Genomic DNA, 20503 nt, shown 5'->3' with positions numbered 1-20503 from the left:
CCGCACCGAACAATCCCCTCTCCCCTGCGGGGAGAGGGTTAGGGTGAGGGGTGCGGGGTTACGCCTGGTATTATTTCAACGCCTCCGGCAGCGTCACAATCCATAGCTCGCTGTCTGACTCCGGCTTCTTCAGCGGCTTCACGCTGAGCGTGGTTTCCACCGGTTTATCATCCAGCGTCAGCTTGCCTTCCGCGTTCACTCGATAATCCTTGAGCTTTTTGCCCTCGACCGTGTGCTGCATCGCCACCTTCACGCCAAAGTCGTTATCGTTCGCCACCGCAAGCCGTTTGCTGTCGATCAGCGCCAGCCCTTCGGCTTTCTCTTGCTGCCAACCCAGCGCGCGCAGATCGACGACCTGCGTTTTTGCAGCAAGGGTAATGCCGCGCTGCACCAGGGTTTTCTCATCATCAAACTCCGGGTACTCGCCCGGCTTGTCGAAGGCGGTCAGGTCGCTCGCCTTGCTCAGATCCACCTTGTAGATAAGGTTACGCATCGCGTCGTTTTTATCCTCACCCTGCTCAATCAGCAGGACGTGCTGGTCATCCAGCGCCACGATGTCGCCGATTTTAGCATCGCTGTTTTTGCTGTAGGCCGCGCTGTCGATGGGGTAGCCGTACATCGCCGTTTTCCCGGTCGCCGGGTCGAAGCTGACCAGACGCGTAAACAATGCCTGCTTTTTGCTCTTACCGTCGATATCCAGCGTGCTTTGCACGGCGGCGATAATACGCCCGTCCGGCATCCGGGTCAGGCCTTCAAAGCCACGGTTCGGCTGGCGCCATTTGATGACGTTTGGCAGACCACCTGCGATGGATTTTTCCCCTTCCGCAGCCTGCGGCCCGTGGATCGCCAGAATTTTCCCTTTGCTGTCGACGTTAATCAGGAACGGGCCATACTCGTCGCACAGCCAGAAGCCGCCTTTGCCGTCCGGGGTGATGCCTTCCGTGTCCAGCCCGCGGTTGTCACCCTTCAGAATTTTGAGGGTATCGCTGAACGCCACTTCATTGGTGGAGCCAATCACGCCGCTTTGCAGCGGCAGGCCGTTAATCTCGCCTTTATCATCATGCAGCGGGCGGGCATCCGTTGCCTCAGCTTTGCCGTTCTGAACGCGGATAGTCATCAGTAGCGGCGCGAAATCCGGAGTGACAAAAATTTTGGCTTCGTTTTTGCCCATTTTGGGCGCATCGGCGTTGGGACCGCGATCGGTCACGGTCGCGAAGGTAAGGGCATCGCCCTGCTTGCCCGTAAACAGCAGGCCAGAACCAATCCCCACCGGGAGTCCATTCGGAAACGCGTCGGCAAACGCGCCGCTGTATTTTACGTGTGAGCCGTCAGGGAAGCTGACGACATAGCGCTCCGCCGTGGGCTGCGCCGCCAGGCCAGAGAAAGAGAGCGCACAACCGATAAGCACAGGAATAATTCTTCTTTTCATATTGTTAGTATCCAGAAAGTGAAGCCCACAACGTAATGAACAAACGTGTCAGAAAAATGACATAGAACGAAAACGTGGCCGGGCATCTGAACGAATATTGACCACAAAGTTGTAAAAAATTGTTTTTTTATGTGATTTTAGAAATGGAATTGGAAATTATTAGAATCCCAATTAATTCATCTCAAATTACTATCCCCGGCTCGTTCAGATTTCGTTTAGTCACAAAATTAAACTGTTCCTCAACGCCTGAAATTTGTGCGTTGACACACCAACAACCCAACCTTGGCGTTACAAATAAAGATAAAAAAATTAACAATACCAGCATTAAAAGTCGATTTGCATCACATTTGCAGTCATAAACATCGCTTGTTAAGGTGCCCCCAGATTAATTTGATGATGAGGCACGAAACATGAAAAAAATGAATATCCTTCTCCTTTCTGCTCTGGCTGCCGTATCAGGTTCCGCACTGGCAATGGGCGGCAGCATTGAACAGGGTAAAAACTTTACCAACCTCAATCTGGAAATGGGGAAATCCTCATCCGGTGTTTATCTCGAAAGTAACTGGCTGAAAAACACCGACGACGGTACCCAGACTGGCGGCGTGGGCGCAGGTTACAACCTGGAAGTGGGCCCGGTGATGCTGAACGCGGGCGCAAAAGCCATCTACATCGGCCCGAAAAAAGGCGATAACGGCGTTGCTTTCCCGATTGGCGGCGGCGTAAACGTTGCGCTGACCGACAGCATCCACGTGTACGGTGAAGGCTATGCGGCACCAGAAGGCCTGAACAACAGCGTGAAAAATTACGTAGAAGCCAACGGCGGCGTAAGCTGGACCCCAATCAAACCGGTTACGCTGAAAGTGGGCTACCGCCACGTGAGCGTTGACGGCAAAGATGGTCGTCCAAACCACACCCTGATTGACGGCGCATATGTAGGCGGTGGAGTCAGCTTCTGATGAAACACCGCATCACCGCGCTTTGCGTTTTGAGCCTCACGCTGATGCTCACCGGGTGCGTCCAGTACAAATGGGTAAAACCGGGCGTCAGCGATACTGAGATGAATAAAAAGCTCACGGAATGCGAAGCGCAGGCCCTGATCGATCTGCCCCCGGATAACGTAGTGACCGGTTCGAGCTCGGAAAAAACGGACAAAAAGAACAAGAAAAAGGATATTTCCACGAGCTACACGGTAGAAGACGCGAATGAATATCGCCGGGATACGTTAGTCGACAGCTGCATGTTTAAAAGCGGCTGGGACAAGATCGAAGTGCAATAATCCCTTTAAAAAAAACCTGCCGGCTGGCAGGTTTTTTATTACCTCTTACTTACGCACCACCACCAGCTTCTGGTTCACAAACTCTTTGATACCCAGATCCGACAGCTCGCGCCCGTAGCCGGAGCGCTTAACGCCGCCGAACGGCAGTTCTGGCGCGGTATCGGTGAGCCAGTTGATATACACCATACCGGTCTCGATCCGCGACGCCATTTTCTTCGCGCGCTCGATATCCTGGCTGAACACCGCCCCGCCCAGGCCGTAGTGGGAGTCGTTTGCCAGGGCGACCGCCTCGTCGTCGTTTTTCACCACGTACATTTGCGCCACCGGACCGAAGAACTCTTCGAAGTACGCCGGGTTGTCACGGGAGATATTCGTCAGGATCGTCGGTTCGAAGAAGCTCCCGTCGCGCTGCACCGGCTTGCCACCATAATGCAGTGTGGCACCGTTTTTCACCGCCTCGTTAACCTGTCTGGTGAGCGTTTCCAGCGCATCTTTAGACGACAGCGGCCCCAGCGTGGTGCTTTCGTCCAACGGATCGCCGATTTTCACCTGCTTAAACGCTTCGGTGAATTTGCTCAGGAAGGCATCCGCAATCTTTTCATGCAGGATAAAGCGCTTCGCCGCGGTACAGACCTGCCCGGCGTTGTTGAGCCGCGCATTCACGCCAATTTTGACGGCCTTCTCCAGGTCTGCATCATCCAACACGACGAAGACGTCGTTACCGCCCAGCTCCAGCGTAGATTTTTTGATGTGCTTCGCCGCCTGCGCGGCCACCACGCTGCCGGCCTTTTCAGAGCCGGTCAGCGCTGCGCCCTGTACGCGATCGTCGGCAATGATGTTCGCCACCTGCTCGGACGAGATAAACAGGTTGGTCCACGCACCTTCCGGCGCCCCCGCCTCGCGCACCAGGTGCGCAAAGATCTCGGCGCAGTGCGGCACGATGCTGGCATGCTTGGCGATGACGGGGTTCCCCGCAGCCAGGTTCGGCGCCAGAACGCGCATCAACTGGTAATACGGGAAGTTCCACGGCTCAACGGCCATCAGCACGCCGATGGGGTGATGCTCCACCCACGCTTCCCCGAGTTCAGAGTCATACTTCACCGGGGCCAGGAACTGCTTCGCGTTGTCGGCGTAGTAGCGGGCGATCTGCGCGCACAGCTTCACCTCGCCGCGGCTCTGTTCGATGAGCTTACCCATCTCCTGGCTGGCAATTTTCGCCAGATCCTCCACGCGCTCGTCGATCAGGTCGGCGAGCTTATGCAGCACCGGCAGGCGCTGGTTGATGTCGCCTTTCGCCCACTCGGAATGATAAAGCGCATCGGCCGCCCTGAGCGCCGCTTCGATATCCGCGTCGGTATGTGAGGGGTATTCTTTGATGAGCTGGTTAGTGGCAGGATTTACTGTCTGATAAGCCATGTCGAATCTCCTTGTTTTACCGCTTAGGGTATTAAGGGTAGTCAACATGACTGGCGATGGAGGTAAAGTTGGGTATATCCGGAAGGTTCTTAATGAAGCGCTGCCAGACGGTTCGCTGACGTGGTATAAAAAACCTCCAGAAGGAGTTCCCATGACCGATACCCGACACGTTCGCCAGACTTTTCACCGTACCCAGGGCCTTGAGCTGCGCAGCACCTGGCAGAGCACGCAGGCGTACAAACGCCATAGTCACCCTCAGCTCTCCATCGGCGCGATTGTGGAAGGCCAGACCTGCTGCGTGTGTCATGACAGAGAGTACATCCTTCATCCCGGGGACCTCATTGTGATCCCGGCCTCTGCGCCGCACAGCTGCAACCCCGTCGCCGGGCAGCCGCGCAGCTACCATATGCTCTATATCGACACCGAGCTTCCGCTGGCGCTACAGGTGATTCGCGACCCTACGCTCTTTAGGCACTACCTTGATATTGTTGAGACGATGTCGCCTGCATCCCTGGACACGCTGCTTTCTGCCCTTCCCCGCTGCGCGTATAACGCAGACGCGCTTCGCTCAACCAGCCAGCAGGTTCAGCAGGCATTTCTTTGCGATCTCACCTGCCCGCCCTCTCTCGAAGAGCTTGCACAACGCTTCTCGCTGCGCAAGGAGACGCTGATCCGCACCTTCCGGCAGGACACCGGCCTGACGCCGGGCAGCTTTCTCAACGTCTCCCGCGTGGAGTTCGCCAAAGCGCGGCTGCGCGCCGGGGACGACATCGCCGACGTCGGCTACCAGAGCGGCTTTGCCGACCAGAGCCATTTTCATAAGACCTTCGTCAGCTATACCGCCGCCACGCCGCGCCAGTACGCCACGGGCCGATCAATATCAGACAATAAATAGGTTCTGCAGCACCGTACTCTGACCTCAGATTGTTAACTGAGGTCGCTATGGAACTGTTCTTCCCTTCCGCTTTTCTCGCCCTGGCGCTGGCGCATTTTGTTGCGCTGTTGAGCCCGGGCCCGGATTTTTTCCTGCTTGTGGGCTACGCGGCGCGCTATCGGCTGCGTGGCAGCGCCGGGCTGTGCGTCGGCATCGCCGCGGGTAACGCGCTCTATATTGTTCTGGTGATTATCGGCTGGAGCGCGCTGCGCCAGTTTACGTGGCTGTTTACGCTGATCGAGCTTTGCGGGGCTCTGTATCTGCTGTGGATCGGCTCGCATCTGGTGCGCAGCCGATCTCAGGCGCTGGCGCTAAATGAAACTCACCAGCGCTTCCCTTCGCTGCGAAAGCAGATCCTGCTGGGGCTCGGTTCGGCGCTGCTTAATCCGAAGAACGCGCTGTTCTATCTGGCGCTGATGACGGCGCTGCTGGGGCCGGACGTCACGCTGCTTCAGCAGGCGATCTGCGGCGTCTGGATGGTGATGGTGGTGCTGGTGTGGGATCTGGCGCTGGTGACGCTGATGGGCTTATCGGCGGTGCAACAGAAGCTCAGCCGTTCGCTGTGGTGGATTGAGCGCACGGCAGGGGTGGTGCTGATGGGGTTTGGGGGGTGGGTGCTGTGGCGGCTACTGGAAATTTTACGCTGAGATAGCGGGCAGCCTGACGCCGCCCATTGCTTATTTTTTGTTTTGATCGCGCAGCATTGCTTCACGCAAAATAGCATTGAGCCTCGTCTGATAACCTTTTCCAGGCCGTTTAAGCCACTCCATCACGTCAGCGTCGATACGTACAGATGCCTGAGTTTTGAGTGGTCGATAGAACTTCCCTCGCACCGCCCCTGACCACTGTTCATCCCCCGTGGCAGGGATATCGCTGTAATCAATCTCTGCTTCCGATTTTTCGGCGAGTGCTTTGAGCTCAGCCTCACGACGAGCGCTAACCTCAGGCGCACTACCGCGTTTATGTTTAACCATGCTCATAACGGCTCCTCTCTTTACGGTTCGCCTTTCGTGCGCTAATGATTCGAATGACTTCGTCACCACTTTCAAAACGTACCGTGTGTGCGACCATAATGACAATTAGACCATGTACAAGACCAATGGTCTGCCAACGGAACTCTCCATTTTCATGACGATCCTGCAGAGATAAATGGTAAGGATCGTCAAACACCAGAACAGCCTCTTCAAAGCGGATCCCATGCTTAATGAGATTACTTTTCGCTTTGTTGGTATCCCATTCAAACTCCGTTGGCATAGTGTACCCTTCCCTTATTGTATATACAAAAAAGCATATACAAAACGTTCGTAAATTGAACCGGTCGACATCGTTCAATTTCATTTTCTGAAGGCGCATTCCAGAAGCTGAAACGCGGAGGTCCTTCTCCTTCTTTGCACTTTCCCCCCGCTTCCCTCTATCCTTACCCCATGGAAAAAATCGCTGAACTCAAACGCGCCAAGCTTCTTGCGCTGTCGCTGCTGCTGGTTGCCGCCGCGGCGTTTATCACCACCCTCTTCCTGCCGCAGACCTTCTGGGTGCGCGGCGTGAAGGCCATTGCCGAGGCGGCGATGGTCGGCGCGCTGGCGGACTGGTTTGCCGTCGTCGCGCTGTTCCGTCGGGTGCCCATTCCGTTTATCTCGCGCCATACGGCGATTATCCCGCGCAATAAGGACCGGATTGGCGACAATCTTGGCCAGTTTGTGCAGGAGAAATTTCTCGATACCCAGTCGCTGGTCGCGTTGATCCGCCGCTATGAACCCGCGCAAATGATTGGCGCCTGGTTCAGCAAGCCCGACAACGCCCAGCGCGTCGGGCTGCATCTGATGCAGGTGATGAGCGGTTTTCTCGAACTGACCGATGACGGGCGCATTCAGCGCCTGCTTAAACGGGCGGTGCATAAGGCCATCGACAAGGTGGATTTCACCGAGACCAGCGCCGTGATGCTGGAGAGCATGACCAAAAACAACCGCCACCAGGTGCTGCTGGACGCCATCATCAACCGCCTGATTACCCTGATTCAGCGGGAAAGCACGCGAGAGTTTATCTCTGACCAGATCGTCCACTGGCTGAAGACCGAACACCCGCGCAAGGCGATGGTGCTGCCCACCGAGTGGCTGGGCGATCAAAGCGCGGAGATGGTGTCAAAGGCGGTGAATACCCTGCTGGACGATATTAGCCACGACCGCACGCACCAGATCCGTCAGGCGTTTGACCGCGCCACGCTGAAGCTTATCGACAATCTGAAAAACGACCCGGAGATGGCGGCCAAAGCCGACAACATCAAGCACTACCTGAAAAACGACGAGGCGTTTAATCGCTATCTGGGGGAGATGTGGGCCGACCTGCGCCAGTGGCTGAAGGCGGATATGCAGAGCGAGGACTCCCGCGTGAAGCAACGCATCGCCAACGCCGGGCTGTGGTTTGGCGAAACGCTGTCTAACGACGCCAGCCTGCGGGCGTCGCTGAACGAGCATCTGGAGCAGGCCGCGCACCGCCTTGCGCCGGATTTCGCGGCGTTTCTGACCCGCCACATCAGCGACACGGTCAAAAGCTGGGACGCTAAAGACATGTCCCGCCAGATTGAGCTTAACATCGGTAAAGATCTGCAGTTCATCCGCGTCAACGGCACGCTGGTGGGCGGGACGATTGGTCTGATCCTGTTTTTACTCTCGCAGTTGCCTGCCGTGCTGGGGCATTAATCTACTTTGGGCGGCGCGATGACGTAGCGCGTTGCCTCGAAGCGGTTGAGGATCAGGTGCACCAGGAAGACCATCGTCAGCGTCGCCACCAGCGAAAATGTCACGGAGGTGATGCGGTAGAGATCGCTGAACACCAGATCGCTGTCCGGGTGCATGTTCTGCCCGAACATAATGCCGATGGTGGTGATGCTGGAAAAACCCACGCCCGCGCCCACTTTCTCCATCACGTGCAGACGCGCGCCAAACGCCAGCCCGAGGCCAATCAGCGGCATCATCAGCAGCATATGGCTGCTGTGATCGTAGAGGATAAGCTGCACCACCAGAATATAGAGGCAGCCCAGCACCACCCCGGCCACGCGCCAGATGGAGCTCATCACCGCGCCGCGATAGTGCATCGGGAACAGGATCAGAATCCCTGCCATCAGCGCAGAGAGCGAATCGCTTAAGTCGCTAATCTGAAACACCACGAAAATCATCGTCGCGACGCTGCCGGAGAGCAGCGACTCGTGGCGCACGCGGGCGTCGTCTTTCTCAATCAGCGGCGGCGGCTTGCGGGGCTCAACGTCTGGCAGCAGGTAGTTCATCAGCGCGCTCAGGCACACCGCCATCACGCTCGCTTCGATGTTGGAAAACAGCAGCGTGTGCCAGTTGGTGGTGGGGTAGCTCATAAAGTTGAGCATTACGCTCTGGCACACCACGCCCATCGAGCCAAACAGGAACAGCGGCCCTTTGCTCATAAAGCGAAAACGCATCACGTACAGGGCAAACACCACCAGCGTCATGATAACCGGCCATTGCGACAGATAGCCGATGATAATCACCATTTCGATGCAGTTTAGCGATGCGCTGAAGATAAACTGCTTCGCCACGTGGCGGTTAAACACCGGCACCAGCGACAGCAGCATGATCGGGTAGACCACGAAAAACACGCCATAGCTGGTGTTGTAGAAGCTCGATATGCTCAGGGCAATCATCCCGGCAAAGACGATGCGCAGGGTCTGGCGAAAGTCGTTTGCCGTATAGACGATGTTGCCGTGCGGGGTAAACACCCGCGCCAGCGTATTAATAGACATAGTGCAGCAGGCTCACCAGGTGGATCTGCATCCCTGAGAAGAAGCGCGCAAACGGCCCTTCGCTGTTGTAGAGTTGCACGGTTGCCCGCGCGCCGGTTGGCAGCGGCTTCGGCAGCGAATCATCCAGCGTGACGTGAATGCGCATGCGCTGGGCGTCTCGTACCCAGCGGTTAGAGGTCTCCGGCTGGGAGAGCTGGCCGTTAACCGCCTCCTGGCCTGCGAGGATCCCCGCGTCACTGCTGGCCACGTGGGCGCGGAACACCTGTCCCGGGAAGGCGTCAAACACCACGGCGGCATCGGTGCCCTGATGGGTATGGCGCAGGCTCTTCTCGCGGAAATCGGCCACGATATCGGTCTGGTTGTTTACCAGCGCCAGCGCGGCGGAGCCGGATGAGGCGTAAAAACCGGGACTTAACTGCAGGTTACTGACCGTGCCGTCCGCCTGGGCGTAGACCTTTGTCCAGCCGAGGTTCAGCTCTGCTTCATCCAGCGCGTTGCGGTATTTTTGCAGCGTCACGTTGCGGTGCTCTTCGCGCTCGCCGCGCTGGATGCGCAGGTTCCGGATGTTGGCCTGAATGGAGCTGACGGACTGCTCGCTGCTCTGCCAGGCGGTGCGAACTTTATCCAGATCTGCCTGCGAAACGTTCTGTAACGTGCTCAGTTTCTGGTAGCGGTCAAAGGTCACTTTGTCGTTCCGCGCCGTCAGCACCGCGGTTTTCAGGCTGGCCTGCGCGGCGGCGATCTGCGCGTCCAGCTGTTCGTTGGACAGGCGTGCCTGCTCCAGCGCGATTTGCGCCGCTTCCACTTTATTGCGAAACGGCGTGTCGTCGAGCTCAAACAGCAGATCGCCTTTCTTCACCTGGCTGTTGTTGTGGACATGTACCGCCGCCACGTAGCCGGAGACGCGCGGAGAAACCGGCGTCACTACGCGCATCACGGTGGAGTCCGGCGTCAGCGGGATCCAGATATCCGCGACGACAAAATAGATAAACATCAGCAGGAAAGAGGCAATACTCACCCTTACCCAGCGGGCAAACTTTTGTTCAGGGGTCATTATTTTTCGGTCTTGTTGTCTTCTTCGCGGATTGTCCGCAAATTGCAGGCGATTTGATTCAACGTAGCGCTGAAAATCTCGATATGTTCCGGCGCGATGTGTTGCGATACGCGCGCCTGATAGGTCTCAATCACCTGAGTGAGCCTTTTTAATATGGCTTTTCCCTCAGGCGTCAGCGTCAGAAGCCGGATGCGCTTGTCATAAGGCGATGTGGTGCGCAGCAGGTAACCCTGTTTTTCCAGCTGTGTCAGGGTGCGCATCAGCGGCGGCAGTTCAATGCCCTGCACCTCCGCCAGCTCACTCATTGAAACGTTATCCCCGAGCTGATGAAGCTGCATCATCACCGTCCAGCTCGACTGGGTTAACCCGGTATCGAGAATGGCGTCGTCGATCACCGCACGCCACTGGCGCACGATCATCGCCATCCGCATGCCCATCGGCCTGCGGCTAAACAGTTCTTCTTCACTCATGGGGAAACCTCTCGTCACACGCAGGCAAGATAATAGTTATCAGGGTAAGTATCAAGAAACGAGAGGTAAAAGCGCAGGAATTGCGAAAAGGATGTTCTCCCCCTCACCCCAGCCCTCTCCCTCAAGGGAGAGGGAGCCGTCCGTGCATCCCTCACACAGCGGCGCTTAGCGGCTAAAATGGCGAGTGATAGCACCCTTCCCCGACGCCGTCACTACCACCTCCCTGTACCCCGGCACCCGCTGTATCCACCCTTTGCTTTCCAGATGAATAAGCAGCGCCGCGCCCGCCTCACCGCCAAGATGAAACCGCCGCTCGCTCCAGTCCAGACAGGCGCAGCAGGCCTTGCGACGGGATTGAGAATTTATCGGAATCCCAAGCTTCATAAACCGCTCCCGGCCATGCAGTGTGAGCGCTGAACCGTCTGACTCCAGCCAGCCTTCTGCCTGCATGAAATCATAGATTTGCACCGCGACCGTTCCGGCAAGATGGTCGTAGCAGGTCCGCGCTTCCCGCATGGCCTTCGGCGCGGTGGTTTCCGGCGGCGCAATGCGGCTCCAGGAGAGCCCCATCATCTGTTCGACCAACTCCGCCACGTCGTGCCCCGCCAGACGATAGTAGCGGTGCCGCCCCTGAGACAGGCAGGTAATCAACTTTCCCTCCACCAGCCGGGCGAGATGCCCGCTGGCGGTCGACGGGGCGACGTCTGCCGCGGTGCTCAGTTCGGTGGCGGTCCATGCTCGCCCGTCCATCAGCGCGCACAGCATCTTCACCCGCGACGGATCGGCCATTGCCGCCGCCACCGCCGCGATGGCCTGTTCCAGCGCCACGCTGTTATCAGTCGGTAAGCTTGTCTTTAACATGTGCCGCCCAGGGTTCGGTGATCTCTGCGGCCAGCTTATCATCATCCGTCAGCAGAATAAGGTGATTTGCATGGTCGCTGTACTGGGTAAGAACAGACACGCCGCGTGCCGCCAGCGCCGCCGCAATTTCACCCAGCTCGCCGGGCCGCTCCTGCTTGAGTTTTCTGATAACCGGCCTGCACACCGCCTGCACGATAAACCCGGCCTCCATCAACACGCGGCGGGCTTTTTCCCCGTCCTCCACCAGGAAATGGGCATCGGTACCGAATACGCCGCCGCCCTCAAGCCCCACGCCGTTGCGCCCCAACAGCTCTCCAAAGCGCGCCAGCTCGCCGGGCCTGTCGCTGAAAATCACGTGAACGTCATACATCCGCGTGCCCTCCGGTTTCGGAACTGTATTCCCGCACCAGCTGCGCCACCCGAATACGGTAGAAAGTAAAAATCGACTCCCGCCCTTCGGCCTGCGCCGCCTGATGGAAAACGTTCTGCTTCCAGCGGCGGACGGCCTCTTCATCCCGCCACCAGGAAAGGGACAGGATTTTGCCGTCGGTCGTCAGGCTCTGGAACCGTTCGATATCAATAAAGCCGTCGATGTCGGCCAGCAAAGGCTTAAGCTCTGCGGCAAGCTGCAGGTAGCGCGCCTGATGGGCAGGCGCGGCTTTGGCTTCGAAAATGACTGCGATCATGAGGGTCTCTCCGCTGTGATGTTGAGGAGAGAATGCGGGATGGAAAAGCACAATGCTTCGGTAAAGAGCGAAGTTTTAGCCCAGAACCGACCTCGGCTCCATAAACGCCCTAATCCCCCACTCGCCCATCTCGCGCCCCACGCCGGAGTACTTAAACCCGCCGAACGGCGCTTTCGGTTCATGGGCAAGGGTGTTCACCAGCACGCGACCGGAGACAATCTGCTGCGCTACGCGGCGCGCGCGCTCCGCATCGCTGCCCAGCACCATCGCGCTCAGGCCGTAGTCCGTGTCGTTGGCAATCGCAACAGCCTCCGCCTCGTCACGATAGGGGATGACGCACAGCACCGGGCCAAAAATCTCGTCACGGGCGATCGTCATCCGGTTGTTCACGTCGGTAAACAGCGTCGGGCGCACAAACCAGCCGTCTCGCGTCCCGTCCGGTCTCCCTTCACCACCCGCCAGCAGATGCGCCCCCTCTTCGATGCCTTTACGGATATAGCCCTGCACCCGCAGCCACTGCTTTTCGCTGACCATAGGGCCGACGTCCGTCGCGCTGTCGCGCGGGTCGCCGGATCTCACTGCAGCGACGGCCTGCGCCAGCGCGGTTTCAATCTCCGCCTTACGCGCCTGCGGCACCAGAATACGCGTTCCGGCCACGCACGCCTGCCCGCTGTTCATAAACCCGGCCTGAATCACCAGCGGGATCGCCTGCGCCAGATCCACATCATCCAGCAGGATGGTCGGCGATTTACCGCCTAACTCCAGCGTTACGCGCTTAAAGCTCTCCGCCGCATTGCGCAGGATCGCTTTGCCGGTATTCGTGGAGCCGGTAAACGAGATTTTTGCCACGTCCGGATGGCGGCTGATGGTCTCACCTACCGTCTCGCCGCGTCCGGTGACGATGTTAAACACGCCCGGCGGCAGGGCGGCGTCGCGCAGCGCTTCGGTGACAATCTGCGTTTGCAGGGCGCTCATTTCGCTCGGCTTGATGACCGCCGTGCAGCCCGCCGCCAGCGCGGCCGCCAGCTTGCCGCAGATAAACCCGGCGTCGCTGTTCCAGGGTGTGATAAGCCCGGCTACCCCAAGCGGCGTCATCTGCACCGTTGCAGCGCCTGCGGAGGTGACGAACTCAAACGCCTCCAGCGCCTCAATGGCCTGAGCAATCACTTCCGTCGGATAGCTGGCCATCCACGCCGAGCGCGAGGCTGGGGCGCCGTACTCTTCGATGACCGCTTCCAGCAGATCGTCGTGACGAGCGGCCACGGCGGCGTGCATGCGCTTCAGCGCCGCGATGCGTTCCTGCTTTGTGGTCTTCGACCACGCCGGAAACGCCGCTTTTGCCGCCGCAACGGCGCGCTCTGCGTCAACCTCATCCGCCAGACGTACCTGCCCTATAACCTGCGCCGTCGCCGGGTTGTACAAATCAAACCACTCGGTGCCGTGCGGGGTAACAAATTCGCCGTTAATAAAGATCTGTTCGATGGTGTGCATATAAACCTCCTCAGGCTGTGTGAGCACAGTCTGGCACGGCTTCTCCGTTGCGATAATCCACGCTATGCTGCAAGGGTTGTTTCGATTTTCAGGATAATCTATGCATCGTTCAGGTCTGACAGAGCTGGAAGTGGTCATGGCGGTGGTGCGGCGCGGCAGCTTTCGCGGCGCGGCGCAGGAGCTGGGCATGTCCGCCACGGCGGTCAGTAACGCCATCGCCGGACTGGAGAGCCGCCTTGATAGCCGCCTCTTTAACCGCACCACCCGCAGCGTGGCGCTCACCGACGCCGGACAGCGCTACGTGGCGCGTATCGGCCCGGCCCTGCAGGAGATCCGTCTCGCCGGCGAGGAGATCCACAGCGACACCGGGGAACCCGCCGGCACGCTGCGTCTGAACGTGCCGAACCATATCGGCACCCTGTTTCTGGACCAACTGCTGATCGACTTTATGATCCGCTATCCGAAGATGCGCGTGGAAACGGTGAGCGAAGCGAGGATGATCGACATCGTCGCGGAAGGCTATGACGCGGGGATCCGCCTCGAAGAGTCCGTGCCGCAGGATATGATCGCCGTGCCGCTGACCGGGGAGATCCGCCAGCTGGTCACCGCCACGCCGGACTATTTTGCCCGTCACGGCATTCCGCAGACGCCGGACGATCTGCTTTCACATCAGGGGATCGGCATGCGCATGGCCCACGGCGGGATCTACCGCTGGGAGCTGGCGCGTCGGGGGGAAACGTACGCCCTTGCCGTACCGCCGCGCTTTGCGACATCCGATCTTTTTGCCTCGATCCGCGCCGTAAAGGCGGGATTAGGGGTAGGATTTTTGCCGGAACTGTATATCCGGGAAGAACTTGAGAATGGAGAGCTGGTGAGCGTTTTAAACGACTGGGCGCAGCCCTTTGCCGGGCTACGCCTGTATTACCCCGGCCATCGCCACGTCCCGCCGGGATTACGGGCGCTGGTGGCGATGATCCGCGAGCGCGGAACTATTCCAGGTTAGCCTTATTCAGCCCGTAAGCCGCGTCCAGCGAGCCCGGCGCCATGCGGGAGGTGATCCCCAGACGGTTCCAGGCGTTGATCGCCACGATGGCGAAGTTCAGCTCTGAAATCTCCACGTCCGAGAAGTGCTCCGCCACGCTGCGGTACAGCGCGTCGCTCACGCCGTGAACGCCAATCTGGGTCAGCGCTTCGGTGAAGGCCAGCGCGGCTTTCTCCCGGGCGCTGAACAGCGGGGACTCGCGCCAGGCCGCCAGATGGTACAGGCGCAGCTCGCGCTCGCCGGCAATTTTGGCCTCTTTCGAGTGCATATCCAGGCAGAAGGTACAGCCGTTCAGCTGCGATACGCGAATGTCGATCAGATGCTTCAGCGCCGGGTCGATGGAGGTTTTTGCCACCTCCATGCTCAGGGCAGACAGCGCGTTGGCGAGGGCAGGTGTAACTTTATGGTGGTTAACGCGAGTGCTCATTGTCTTTCCTCTTTTTGTGCGGCATGTGTCATGCGATGAAGCAAATCTACGCCGTTCATGACATAGTAAAAAGATACAAAAAGCGTGAAATGAGGTAGGACATGAAGCCGGGCTATCACGAGATTTATACCCGCTATCGCGACAACATCACGCGCGGGGTGCTGAAGCCGGGCGATAAGGTGCCTGCCATCCGCGTGCTGGCGGAAGAGTTGAAGGTGGCGCGTAAAACCGTCGAAACGGCGTATGCCATTCTGACAGGTGAAGGGTATCTGGTGAGCCAGGGCGCGCGCGGCACGCGGGTTAACCCCGATTTACTGCTGCCAGATAAGCCTGCCCCTGCGGAACAGCCCACCGGAGCGCTTCCGGCATCGCTCATCAGCCAGCGCGAGCGGGCGGGGTTTCTGCGCCCCGGCATACCCGCCCTCGACAGCTTCCCGTATAAAAAATGGCTGCTGCTGGCGGGCCAGGCGACTCGCGCCATGCGTCAGGAGGAGATGCTCAACCCGCCCGTTCTGGGCTGGTATCCGCTGCGCCAGGCCATCGCCAGCTATCTCAACATTTCACGTGGGCTGTCCTGCAGCGCCGAACAGGTGCTGATCACCAGCGGCTACAGCGGCAGCCTGCGGCTGATCCTCGACACCCTCGCCAGCCGCAGCGACAAGGTGGTGTTTGAGGATCCGGGCTACTTTATGGGCCAGCAATTGCTCAAGCGGATCGTGCCGCGCCTGCACACCGTGCCGGTCGATCGTTCGGGTATCGATACCGAGTACCTGCTCCGTCACCATCGCGACGCGCGTTTTGCCATCGTCACCCCGTCGCACCAGAGCCCGCTGGCGGTGACGCTCTCGCTGCCGCGCAAGCAGCAGTTGCTCGACTGGGCCAGCCAGAACGAAGCGTGGATCATCGAAGATGATTATGACGGAGAGTTTCACTACACCCGCAAAGTGCTGCCGTCGCTGAAAAGCCTCGACCGGCATGACCGGGTGATTTTTATGGGCACCTTCAGTAAAACCATCATGCCTTCGCTGCGCATGGGCTACGTGGTGATGCCCGCCAGCACCGTCGGGGCTTTTACCGACTGCGCGGACATTACCACCAGCGGCCAGCCGGTGCTGACGCAAAAGATCCTCACCGCGTTTCTCAACGAAGGGCATTTTTTCCGTCATTTGAAAAAGATGCGCGCGCTGTATCAGACCCGCCGCGACTGGATGATTGCCGCCCTGCGCGAGGTGTATGGCGATCTGTTTTTCACCGAGCAAAACGACGGCGGAATGCATGTTGTGGCGTTCCTGACCAAAGGAAGCTGTGACCGGGAAGTGGCGCGCTGCTGGCAGGAACAGCAGTTGCAGGTGAACGCGCTTTCGGAGTGGTATCGCGGGTCGGGCAAACGCTACGGGCTGGTGATGGGCTATAACAACGTGCGGACGTATGAAGAGGCGGTTGAGCTGCTGGAAAGGCCGAAGCGGCAGACGCTTGCGCTGTTGGACTGAACATCGCCGGGTGGCGGCTACGCCTTACCCGGCCTGTGGTTTAAATATCATTGCGGGATAACCCAACGTCCTTGAGCTGCTCGTCGCTCATCTGGCTCAGGATGCGGCGGGTACGGTTGATGCGATACCAGCTGCAGATCGTTTTGCCGATCCAGACAAACACAATAAACGGACGTTTTGAACGGTTTTCGTAGAATTCCATGATGCTCTCCTCGCTGTGCCAGTAGGGTTATCATCCTGGAAATCGGCCCGTGCAATACAGACTCAAAAACAACTTTTTTTTAACATACAGATCCGCTAAAACAGTATCTGCATACCAATTTTTACGGCAATCTGTACTGGTTTTATAATCTGTATGGTGAAAACAAAGGATACAGCATGACGCGCTATCAACATCTGGCCAACCTTCTGGCAGAACGCATTGAACAAGGGCTGTACCGCAGCGGCGAACGTCTGCCGTCGGTGCGCGCGCTGAGCCAGGAGCACGGCGTGAGCATCAGCACCATACAGCAGGCCTACCAGATCCTCGAAAACCTCCAGCTCATCACACCCCAGCCGCGCTCCGGCTATTTTGTCTCGCAGCGCAAGGCCCAGCCGCCTGTCCCGGCCATGACCCGCCCGGTTCAGCGCCCGGTGGACGTCACCCAGTGGGACGAGGTGATGATGCTGCTGGACGCCCGCGCCGACAAAGAGATGATCTCCTTCGGCGGCGGCTCGCCGGACGTGAATCAGCCGAGCCTGAAGCCCCTGTGGCGCGAGATGAGCCGTATCGCGCAGCATAACCCGAGCGAGATGCTGAGCTATGACGTGCTCGACGGGCGCCTGGAGCTGCGCGAGCAGATCGCCCGCCTGATGCTGGACAGCGGCTCTACCGTGGCGGCGAACGAGATTGTCATCACCAACGGCTGCCACGGCGCGCTGTCGATCGCCCTGCTCTCGGTGTGTAAACCGGGGGACATCGTGGCGGTAGAATCGCCGTCGTTCCACGGCACCATGCAGATGCTACGCGGGTTTGACATCAAGGCGATTGAAATTCCTACCGATCCCGAGACCGGGATCAGCATCGAGGCGTTAGAGCTGGCGCTGGAGCAGTGGCCGATCAAGGCGGTGATCCTGGTGCCCAACTGCAATAACCCGCTCGGCTTTATCATGCCCGAAGCGCGGAAAAAGCAGGTGTTAGCCCTCGCCCAGCGGCACGATATCGTGATTGTGGAGGATGACATTTACGGCGAGCTGGCGGCGGAGTACCCGCGCCCTCGCACTATTCATTCGATGGATATCGACGGCCGCGTGATCCTCTGCAGCTCATTTACCAAAACCGTGGCGCCGGGCCTGCGCGTCGGCTGGATTGTGCCGGGGCGCTATTACGACCGGGTGATGCACATGAAATACGCCGCGGGCGGGTTTAACGTGCCGGGCACCCAGATGGCGGTGGCGGCGTTTATTCGCGACGGGCATTACCATCGCCACGTGCGCCGTATGCGCCAGATTTATCAGCAGAATATGGAAACCTACACCTGCTGGGTGCGGCAGTATTTTCCGGCAGAGATTTGCGTCACGCGCCCGCAGGGTAGCTTCCTGCTGTGGATTGAGCTGCCGGAGAAGGTCGACATGGTGTGCGTCAGCAAGCAGCTGTGTCGGCTGAAGATCCAGGCCGCGGCCGGGTCGCTGTTTTCCGCCTCCGGGAAGTACCGCAACTGTTTGCGGATCAACGTGGCGCTGCCGCCGACGGAGAAAAATCGTGAAGCGTTGAAGAAGATGGGCGAGGCGATTGTGATTGCGATGGAGGAGGGCTAGTGCGGCCTGATGCCCTCACCCCGGCCCTCTCCCACAGGGCTGAGGGATCCCCACAAAATAATGCCAGCACGGACGACCCCCTCTCCCTTGAGGGAGAGGGCTGGGGTGAGGGGGAACATACAGCTCTGGTGGTCATTCCGTTCACTTTATGTTCCTTGCTACTCTGTAACGACATGACCGGTGAACGTGCCAGGGTGGCTCAGTCGCCACCACCCTGGCGACCCGGGCTCCCGGCGGTAAATCGCCGCTTCGCGGTGCCCTCGGCTTATTCCTTCCGGCTTATCGGGTACGGGCGGAGGTAACGTCCCTGTAAAGCCCGCCCTCTCGGCGCATCCCTGCGCCTCGCCCCGGCCGGAAGGCAAACGCCTCAGCGATTTACAGCCGGACCAGGGCGTCGCTGTAAGTCTTCAATCTTTCTGAAACAACGTTATTGCTTCTGTTTAATCATTACTGGGGATTCCTCAGCCCACAGGGAGAGGGAGAAAACCGTGCCGCACTACTCGTCGAAGTACCAGTACCCCTGGTTAATCAGCCCGGTGAGCTCTTCGACAAACGCCGGGTTATTCAGCGCATCGCCCAGCTCGGCCTGGCCGAGTTCGGTGTAGCGGCACAGCGCATCCGCCGCCTTCGCGTCCACCGTCTCCAGCTGCTCGCTGTTGATGAAGAAGCTGCCGCTGACGTTCAGCACGCGCAGGCCGCTCAGGCGAGACAGCGTTTCGCCGCCCTGCAGCGCGTCCAGTACCTCTTCCGGCGCGTACGGCGGCTCGGCGGCGGCAATGTCCAGCTCGTGACGCGGCGTGGAGACAAAGCTGCCGAACCATTTTGTGAAATCTTCCGGCTTGCTAATCATGTCGATCATCATCTGACGAAGACGATCGAGTTCGTACTGCTCCACGCGGCCCGGGTGTTCGCGACAGGTCAGATCCGGATCGCTGTAGTGCTCGCCGCCCAGATCGTTTTCCAGCGCGTAATCGGCGAAGCTGCTGATCAGATCGCGACCGTTCGGCCCGCGGAAGCCAACGGAGTAGTTGAGCGCCGTCTCATGGGTAAAGCCGTCGTGCGGGAATCCAGGCGGGATGTAGAGGATATCGCCCGGGGCCAGATCTTCGTCAATAATCGGCTCAAACGGATCGACATGCAGCAGCGCCGGATGCGGGCAGAACTGACGCATCGGCAGCTTGTCGCCCACGCGCCAGCGGCGGCTGCCCATCCCCTGAATGATAAACACGTCGTACTGATCGATATGCGGACCCACGCCGCCGCCCGGCACGGAGAAGGAGATCATCAGATCGTCCAGACGCCAGTCCGGCAGGACGCGGAACGGACGCACCAGCTCCGCCGCGGGCATATGCCAGTGGTTCACCGCCTGCGCCAACAGCGACCAGCCAGTTTCGCCCAGATCGTCAAAGTGCTCAAACGGACCATTGCTGGCCTGCCACTTGCCGTTGAAATGGCTCACCAGGCGGCTATCGACTTCCGGCTCCATCGCCAGGCCAGCCAGCTCATCCGGGGTAATCGGGTCGACAAAATTTGGGAAGGCATTTTTCAGCACTACGGGTTGTTTTTGCCAGTATTTCTCAAGAAATTCCGGCCAGTTCAGGTTCAGTTGATACGCCATGGGTAGCACCAGTGAGAGGGGAAACAGGCGCGATTATAGGCAAGAAGGCAGAGGGGGAACTTGTCATGGGTCAAACGAGGGCGTGTAGGTCGGGTATCACCCGACCTACACGCCGCGAAAACTTAATCCAGGTTCAGCTCGTCATAATGGGTAATCAGTTTACCCACGATGCCGTAGTCCAGCGCTTCTGCCGGAGACATCCAGTAGTTGCGGTCGGTGTCTTTTTTCACTTTTTCCAGCGGCTGGCCGGTGGCGTCGGCGATCAGCTTGTTCACGCGATCCAGCATGCGGATGATCTCGCGCGCTTCGATCTCAATGTCCGTTGCCTGGCCGCGCACGCCGCCCAGCGGCTGGTGGATCATAAAGCGGGTATTTGGCAGCGAGTAGCGGTGCTCTTTCTTCGCCGCCAGGAAGATGGTGATCCCGGCGCTCGCCACCCAGCCGGTGCCGATGACGTGCACTTCCGGGCGAATGAATTTGATGAAGTCGTGGATGGTATCGCCCGCTTCCACGTGGCCGCCCTGGCTGTTGATGTACAGCTTGATCGGATCGTTGCTGACGCTTTGCAGCAGGATCATCTGGGTGATGACCTTCTGCGCCAGCTCCTGGTTGATCTCACCGGAGATCACAATCGAACGAGACTCCAGCAGTTTTTGCTGCAGAGCGCCCGCGCCGTTTGACCCTTCCGCCTTTTCCTTGTCGCTATCTTTCAGTGTGTAGTGCATTGTTATTTCCTTAGCTTG

Annotated in this window: 23 protein-coding genes; 8 read left to right on the top strand and 15 right to left on the bottom strand. The window is 58.7% G+C overall.

Annotated elements, in window-relative coordinates:
- Positions 1-70 precede the first annotated feature (70 nt).
- Complete coding sequence (locus tag HBM95_03040; GenBank protein NIH41917.1) at positions 71-1429, bottom strand: esterase-like activity of phytase family protein; 1359 nt, start codon at positions 1427-1429, stop codon at positions 71-73.
- 410 nt (positions 1430-1839) lie between these two features.
- Here HBM95_03040 and HBM95_03035 point away from each other — a divergent pair, with 410 nt between their 5' ends.
- Both HBM95_03035 and HBM95_03030 read left to right on the top strand, forming a co-directional pair.
- Entirely contained in the window at positions 1840-2385 is a 546-nt protein-coding gene (locus tag HBM95_03035; protein ID NIH41916.1) for a porin, read from the top strand.
- Positions 2385-2705, top strand: coding sequence for a hypothetical protein (locus tag HBM95_03030; GenBank protein ID NIH41915.1), 321 nt, complete (start codon positions 2385-2387; stop codon positions 2703-2705). The genes HBM95_03035 and HBM95_03030 overlap by 1 nt, the downstream gene beginning before the upstream one ends.
- Before the next feature lie 45 nt (positions 2706-2750).
- Here HBM95_03030 and HBM95_03025 read toward each other — a convergent pair whose 3' ends face one another.
- On the bottom strand, positions 2751-4121 hold the full coding sequence (locus tag HBM95_03025) for an NAD-dependent succinate-semialdehyde dehydrogenase (protein NIH41914.1): 1371 nt from the start codon (positions 4119-4121) through the stop codon (positions 2751-2753).
- Positions 4122-4272: 151 nt separating this feature from the next.
- Between HBM95_03025 and HBM95_03020 the strand changes: the two genes are divergently transcribed.
- On the top strand, positions 4273-5016 hold the full coding sequence (locus tag HBM95_03020) for an AraC family transcriptional regulator (GenBank protein NIH41913.1): 744 nt from the start codon (positions 4273-4275) through the stop codon (positions 5014-5016).
- Between the two features lie 47 nt (positions 5017-5063).
- Positions 5064-5702 (top strand): LysE family translocator, encoded by a 639-nt coding sequence (locus tag HBM95_03015; GenBank protein ID NIH41912.1) that lies wholly within the window; start codon positions 5064-5066, stop codon positions 5700-5702.
- A gap of 30 nt (positions 5703-5732) precedes the next feature.
- On the opposite strand, the gene HBM95_03010 is transcribed toward HBM95_03015, so the two are convergent.
- Positions 5733-6035 carry a BrnA antitoxin family protein gene (locus HBM95_03010; GenBank protein NIH41911.1) on the bottom strand — a complete coding sequence of 101 codons (303 nt, stop codon included), beginning with the start codon at positions 6033-6035 and terminating at the stop codon, positions 5733-5735.
- Positions 6022-6309, bottom strand: a complete 288-nt coding sequence (locus tag HBM95_03005; GenBank protein ID NIH41910.1) for a BrnT family toxin — start codon at positions 6307-6309, stop codon at positions 6022-6024. Before HBM95_03005 ends, HBM95_03010 begins: the two co-directional genes overlap by 14 nt.
- Before the next feature lie 170 nt (positions 6310-6479).
- On the opposite strand from HBM95_03005, the gene HBM95_03000 reads away from it, so the two are divergent.
- Positions 6480-7751 (top strand): DUF445 domain-containing protein, encoded by a 1272-nt coding sequence (locus tag HBM95_03000; protein ID NIH41909.1) that lies wholly within the window; start codon positions 6480-6482, stop codon positions 7749-7751.
- Here the strand turns inward: HBM95_03000 and HBM95_02995 are convergent.
- The 7 genes from HBM95_02995 to HBM95_02965 form a co-directional block, all read right to left on the bottom strand.
- The gene (locus HBM95_02995) at positions 7748-8824 is read right to left on the bottom strand and encodes a DUF2955 domain-containing protein (GenBank protein NIH41908.1); all 1077 of its coding nucleotides are present in this window, start codon (positions 8822-8824) and stop codon (positions 7748-7750) included. The genes HBM95_03000 and HBM95_02995 overlap by 4 nt on opposite strands.
- Positions 8814-9881 carry an HlyD family secretion protein gene (locus HBM95_02990; protein ID NIH41907.1) on the bottom strand — a complete coding sequence of 356 codons (1068 nt, stop codon included), beginning with the start codon at positions 9879-9881 and terminating at the stop codon, positions 8814-8816. The genes HBM95_02995 and HBM95_02990 overlap by 11 nt, the downstream gene beginning before the upstream one ends.
- Positions 9878-10348: a MarR family transcriptional regulator gene (locus tag HBM95_02985; GenBank protein NIH41906.1), complete on the bottom strand. Its 471-nt coding sequence runs from the start codon at positions 10346-10348 to the stop codon at positions 9878-9880. The genes HBM95_02990 and HBM95_02985 overlap by 4 nt, the downstream gene beginning before the upstream one ends.
- Positions 10349-10513: 165 nt before the next feature.
- Positions 10514-11209, bottom strand: coding sequence for a winged helix-turn-helix transcriptional regulator (locus HBM95_02980; GenBank protein NIH41905.1), 696 nt, complete (start codon positions 11207-11209; stop codon positions 10514-10516).
- Positions 11184-11579, bottom strand: coding sequence for an amino acid-binding protein (locus HBM95_02975; protein ID NIH41904.1), 396 nt, complete (start codon positions 11577-11579; stop codon positions 11184-11186). Before HBM95_02975 ends, HBM95_02980 begins: the two co-directional genes overlap by 26 nt.
- On the bottom strand, positions 11572-11895 hold the full coding sequence (locus tag HBM95_02970) for an antibiotic biosynthesis monooxygenase (protein NIH41903.1): 324 nt from the start codon (positions 11893-11895) through the stop codon (positions 11572-11574). Before HBM95_02970 ends, HBM95_02975 begins: the two co-directional genes overlap by 8 nt.
- A 75-nt stretch (positions 11896-11970) precedes the next feature.
- A complete protein-coding gene (locus HBM95_02965; GenBank protein ID NIH41902.1) occupies positions 11971-13386 on the bottom strand; it encodes an aldehyde dehydrogenase family protein in 1416 nt (471 codons plus the stop codon).
- 100 nt (positions 13387-13486) lie between these two features.
- Between HBM95_02965 and HBM95_02960 the strand changes: the two genes are divergently transcribed.
- Positions 13487-14389: a LysR family transcriptional regulator gene (locus HBM95_02960; GenBank protein ID NIH41901.1), complete on the top strand. Its 903-nt coding sequence runs from the start codon at positions 13487-13489 to the stop codon at positions 14387-14389.
- On the opposite strand, the gene HBM95_02955 is transcribed toward HBM95_02960, so the two are convergent.
- On the bottom strand, positions 14376-14855 hold the full coding sequence (locus HBM95_02955) for a carboxymuconolactone decarboxylase family protein (protein ID NIH41900.1): 480 nt from the start codon (positions 14853-14855) through the stop codon (positions 14376-14378). The two genes, HBM95_02960 and HBM95_02955, sit on opposite strands and share 14 nt — an antisense overlap.
- 101 nt (positions 14856-14956) lie before the next feature.
- Between HBM95_02955 and HBM95_02950 the strand changes: the two genes are divergently transcribed.
- Entirely contained in the window at positions 14957-16345 is a 1389-nt protein-coding gene (locus HBM95_02950) for a PLP-dependent aminotransferase family protein (GenBank protein NIH41899.1), read from the top strand.
- 40 nt (positions 16346-16385) lie between these two features.
- Here the strand turns inward: HBM95_02950 and HBM95_02945 are convergent, their stop codons facing one another.
- Positions 16386-16547 (bottom strand): DUF1127 domain-containing protein, encoded by a 162-nt coding sequence (locus HBM95_02945; GenBank protein NIH41898.1) that lies wholly within the window; start codon positions 16545-16547, stop codon positions 16386-16388.
- 176 nt (positions 16548-16723) lie between these two features.
- On the opposite strand from HBM95_02945, the gene HBM95_02940 reads away from it, so the two are divergent.
- Positions 16724-18142, top strand: coding sequence for a PLP-dependent aminotransferase family protein (locus HBM95_02940; GenBank protein NIH41897.1), 1419 nt, complete (start codon positions 16724-16726; stop codon positions 18140-18142).
- 496 nt (positions 18143-18638) lie between these two features.
- Here HBM95_02940 and HBM95_02935 read toward each other — a convergent pair whose 3' ends face one another.
- Both HBM95_02935 and HBM95_02930 read right to left on the bottom strand, forming a co-directional pair.
- Complete coding sequence (locus HBM95_02935) at positions 18639-19760, bottom strand: cupin domain-containing protein (GenBank protein NIH41896.1); 1122 nt, start codon at positions 19758-19760, stop codon at positions 18639-18641.
- A gap of 122 nt (positions 19761-19882) precedes the next feature.
- Positions 19883-20485, bottom strand: a complete 603-nt coding sequence (locus HBM95_02930) for an ATP-dependent Clp protease proteolytic subunit (GenBank protein NIH41895.1) — start codon at positions 20483-20485, stop codon at positions 19883-19885.
- Positions 20486-20503: the final 18 nt, after the last annotated feature.

Source organism: Enterobacter asburiae (assembly GCA_011754535.1).
Classification (GTDB): Bacteria; Pseudomonadota; Gammaproteobacteria; order Enterobacterales; family Enterobacteriaceae; genus Enterobacter; species Enterobacter cloacae_N.
This window is presented reverse-complemented; position numbering and strand designations above follow the sequence as displayed.

What these genes read in the sequence shown, in the direction of transcription:
- HBM95_03040 (NIH41917.1), bottom strand. Translation starts at nt 1,429, where the DNA reads ATGAAAAGAAGAATTATTCCTGTGCTTATCGGTTGTGCGCTCTCTTTC.
- HBM95_03035 (NIH41916.1), top strand. Translation starts at nt 1,840, where the DNA reads ATGAAAAAAATGAATATCCTTCTCCTTTCTGCTCTGGCTGCCGTATCA.
- HBM95_03030 (NIH41915.1), top strand. Translation starts at nt 2,385, where the DNA reads ATGAAACACCGCATCACCGCGCTTTGCGTTTTGAGCCTCACGCTGATG.
- HBM95_03025 (NIH41914.1), bottom strand. Translation starts at nt 4,121, where the DNA reads ATGGCTTATCAGACAGTAAATCCTGCCACTAACCAGCTCATCAAAGAA.
- HBM95_03020 (NIH41913.1), top strand. Translation starts at nt 4,273, where the DNA reads ATGACCGATACCCGACACGTTCGCCAGACTTTTCACCGTACCCAGGGC.
- HBM95_03015 (NIH41912.1), top strand. Translation starts at nt 5,064, where the DNA reads ATGGAACTGTTCTTCCCTTCCGCTTTTCTCGCCCTGGCGCTGGCGCAT.
- HBM95_03010 (NIH41911.1), bottom strand. Translation starts at nt 6,035, where the DNA reads ATGAGCATGGTTAAACATAAACGCGGTAGTGCGCCTGAGGTTAGCGCT.
- HBM95_03005 (NIH41910.1), bottom strand. Translation starts at nt 6,309, where the DNA reads ATGCCAACGGAGTTTGAATGGGATACCAACAAAGCGAAAAGTAATCTC.
- HBM95_03000 (NIH41909.1), top strand. Translation starts at nt 6,480, where the DNA reads ATGGAAAAAATCGCTGAACTCAAACGCGCCAAGCTTCTTGCGCTGTCG.
- HBM95_02995 (NIH41908.1), bottom strand. Translation starts at nt 8,824, where the DNA reads ATGTCTATTAATACGCTGGCGCGGGTGTTTACCCCGCACGGCAACATC.
- HBM95_02985 (NIH41906.1), bottom strand. Translation starts at nt 10,348, where the DNA reads ATGAGTGAAGAAGAACTGTTTAGCCGCAGGCCGATGGGCATGCGGATG.
- HBM95_02980 (NIH41905.1), bottom strand. Translation starts at nt 11,209, where the DNA reads ATGTTAAAGACAAGCTTACCGACTGATAACAGCGTGGCGCTGGAACAG.
- HBM95_02975 (NIH41904.1), bottom strand. Translation starts at nt 11,579, where the DNA reads ATGTATGACGTTCACGTGATTTTCAGCGACAGGCCCGGCGAGCTGGCG.
- HBM95_02970 (NIH41903.1), bottom strand. Translation starts at nt 11,895, where the DNA reads ATGATCGCAGTCATTTTCGAAGCCAAAGCCGCGCCTGCCCATCAGGCG.
- HBM95_02965 (NIH41902.1), bottom strand. Translation starts at nt 13,386, where the DNA reads ATGCACACCATCGAACAGATCTTTATTAACGGCGAATTTGTTACCCCG.
- HBM95_02960 (NIH41901.1), top strand. Translation starts at nt 13,487, where the DNA reads ATGCATCGTTCAGGTCTGACAGAGCTGGAAGTGGTCATGGCGGTGGTG.
- HBM95_02955 (NIH41900.1), bottom strand. Translation starts at nt 14,855, where the DNA reads ATGAGCACTCGCGTTAACCACCATAAAGTTACACCTGCCCTCGCCAAC.
- HBM95_02950 (NIH41899.1), top strand. Translation starts at nt 14,957, where the DNA reads ATGAAGCCGGGCTATCACGAGATTTATACCCGCTATCGCGACAACATC.
- HBM95_02945 (NIH41898.1), bottom strand. Translation starts at nt 16,547, where the DNA reads ATGGAATTCTACGAAAACCGTTCAAAACGTCCGTTTATTGTGTTTGTC.
- HBM95_02940 (NIH41897.1), top strand. Translation starts at nt 16,724, where the DNA reads ATGACGCGCTATCAACATCTGGCCAACCTTCTGGCAGAACGCATTGAA.
- HBM95_02935 (NIH41896.1), bottom strand. Translation starts at nt 19,760, where the DNA reads ATGGCGTATCAACTGAACCTGAACTGGCCGGAATTTCTTGAGAAATAC.
- HBM95_02930 (NIH41895.1), bottom strand. Translation starts at nt 20,485, where the DNA reads ATGCACTACACACTGAAAGATAGCGACAAGGAAAAGGCGGAAGGGTCA.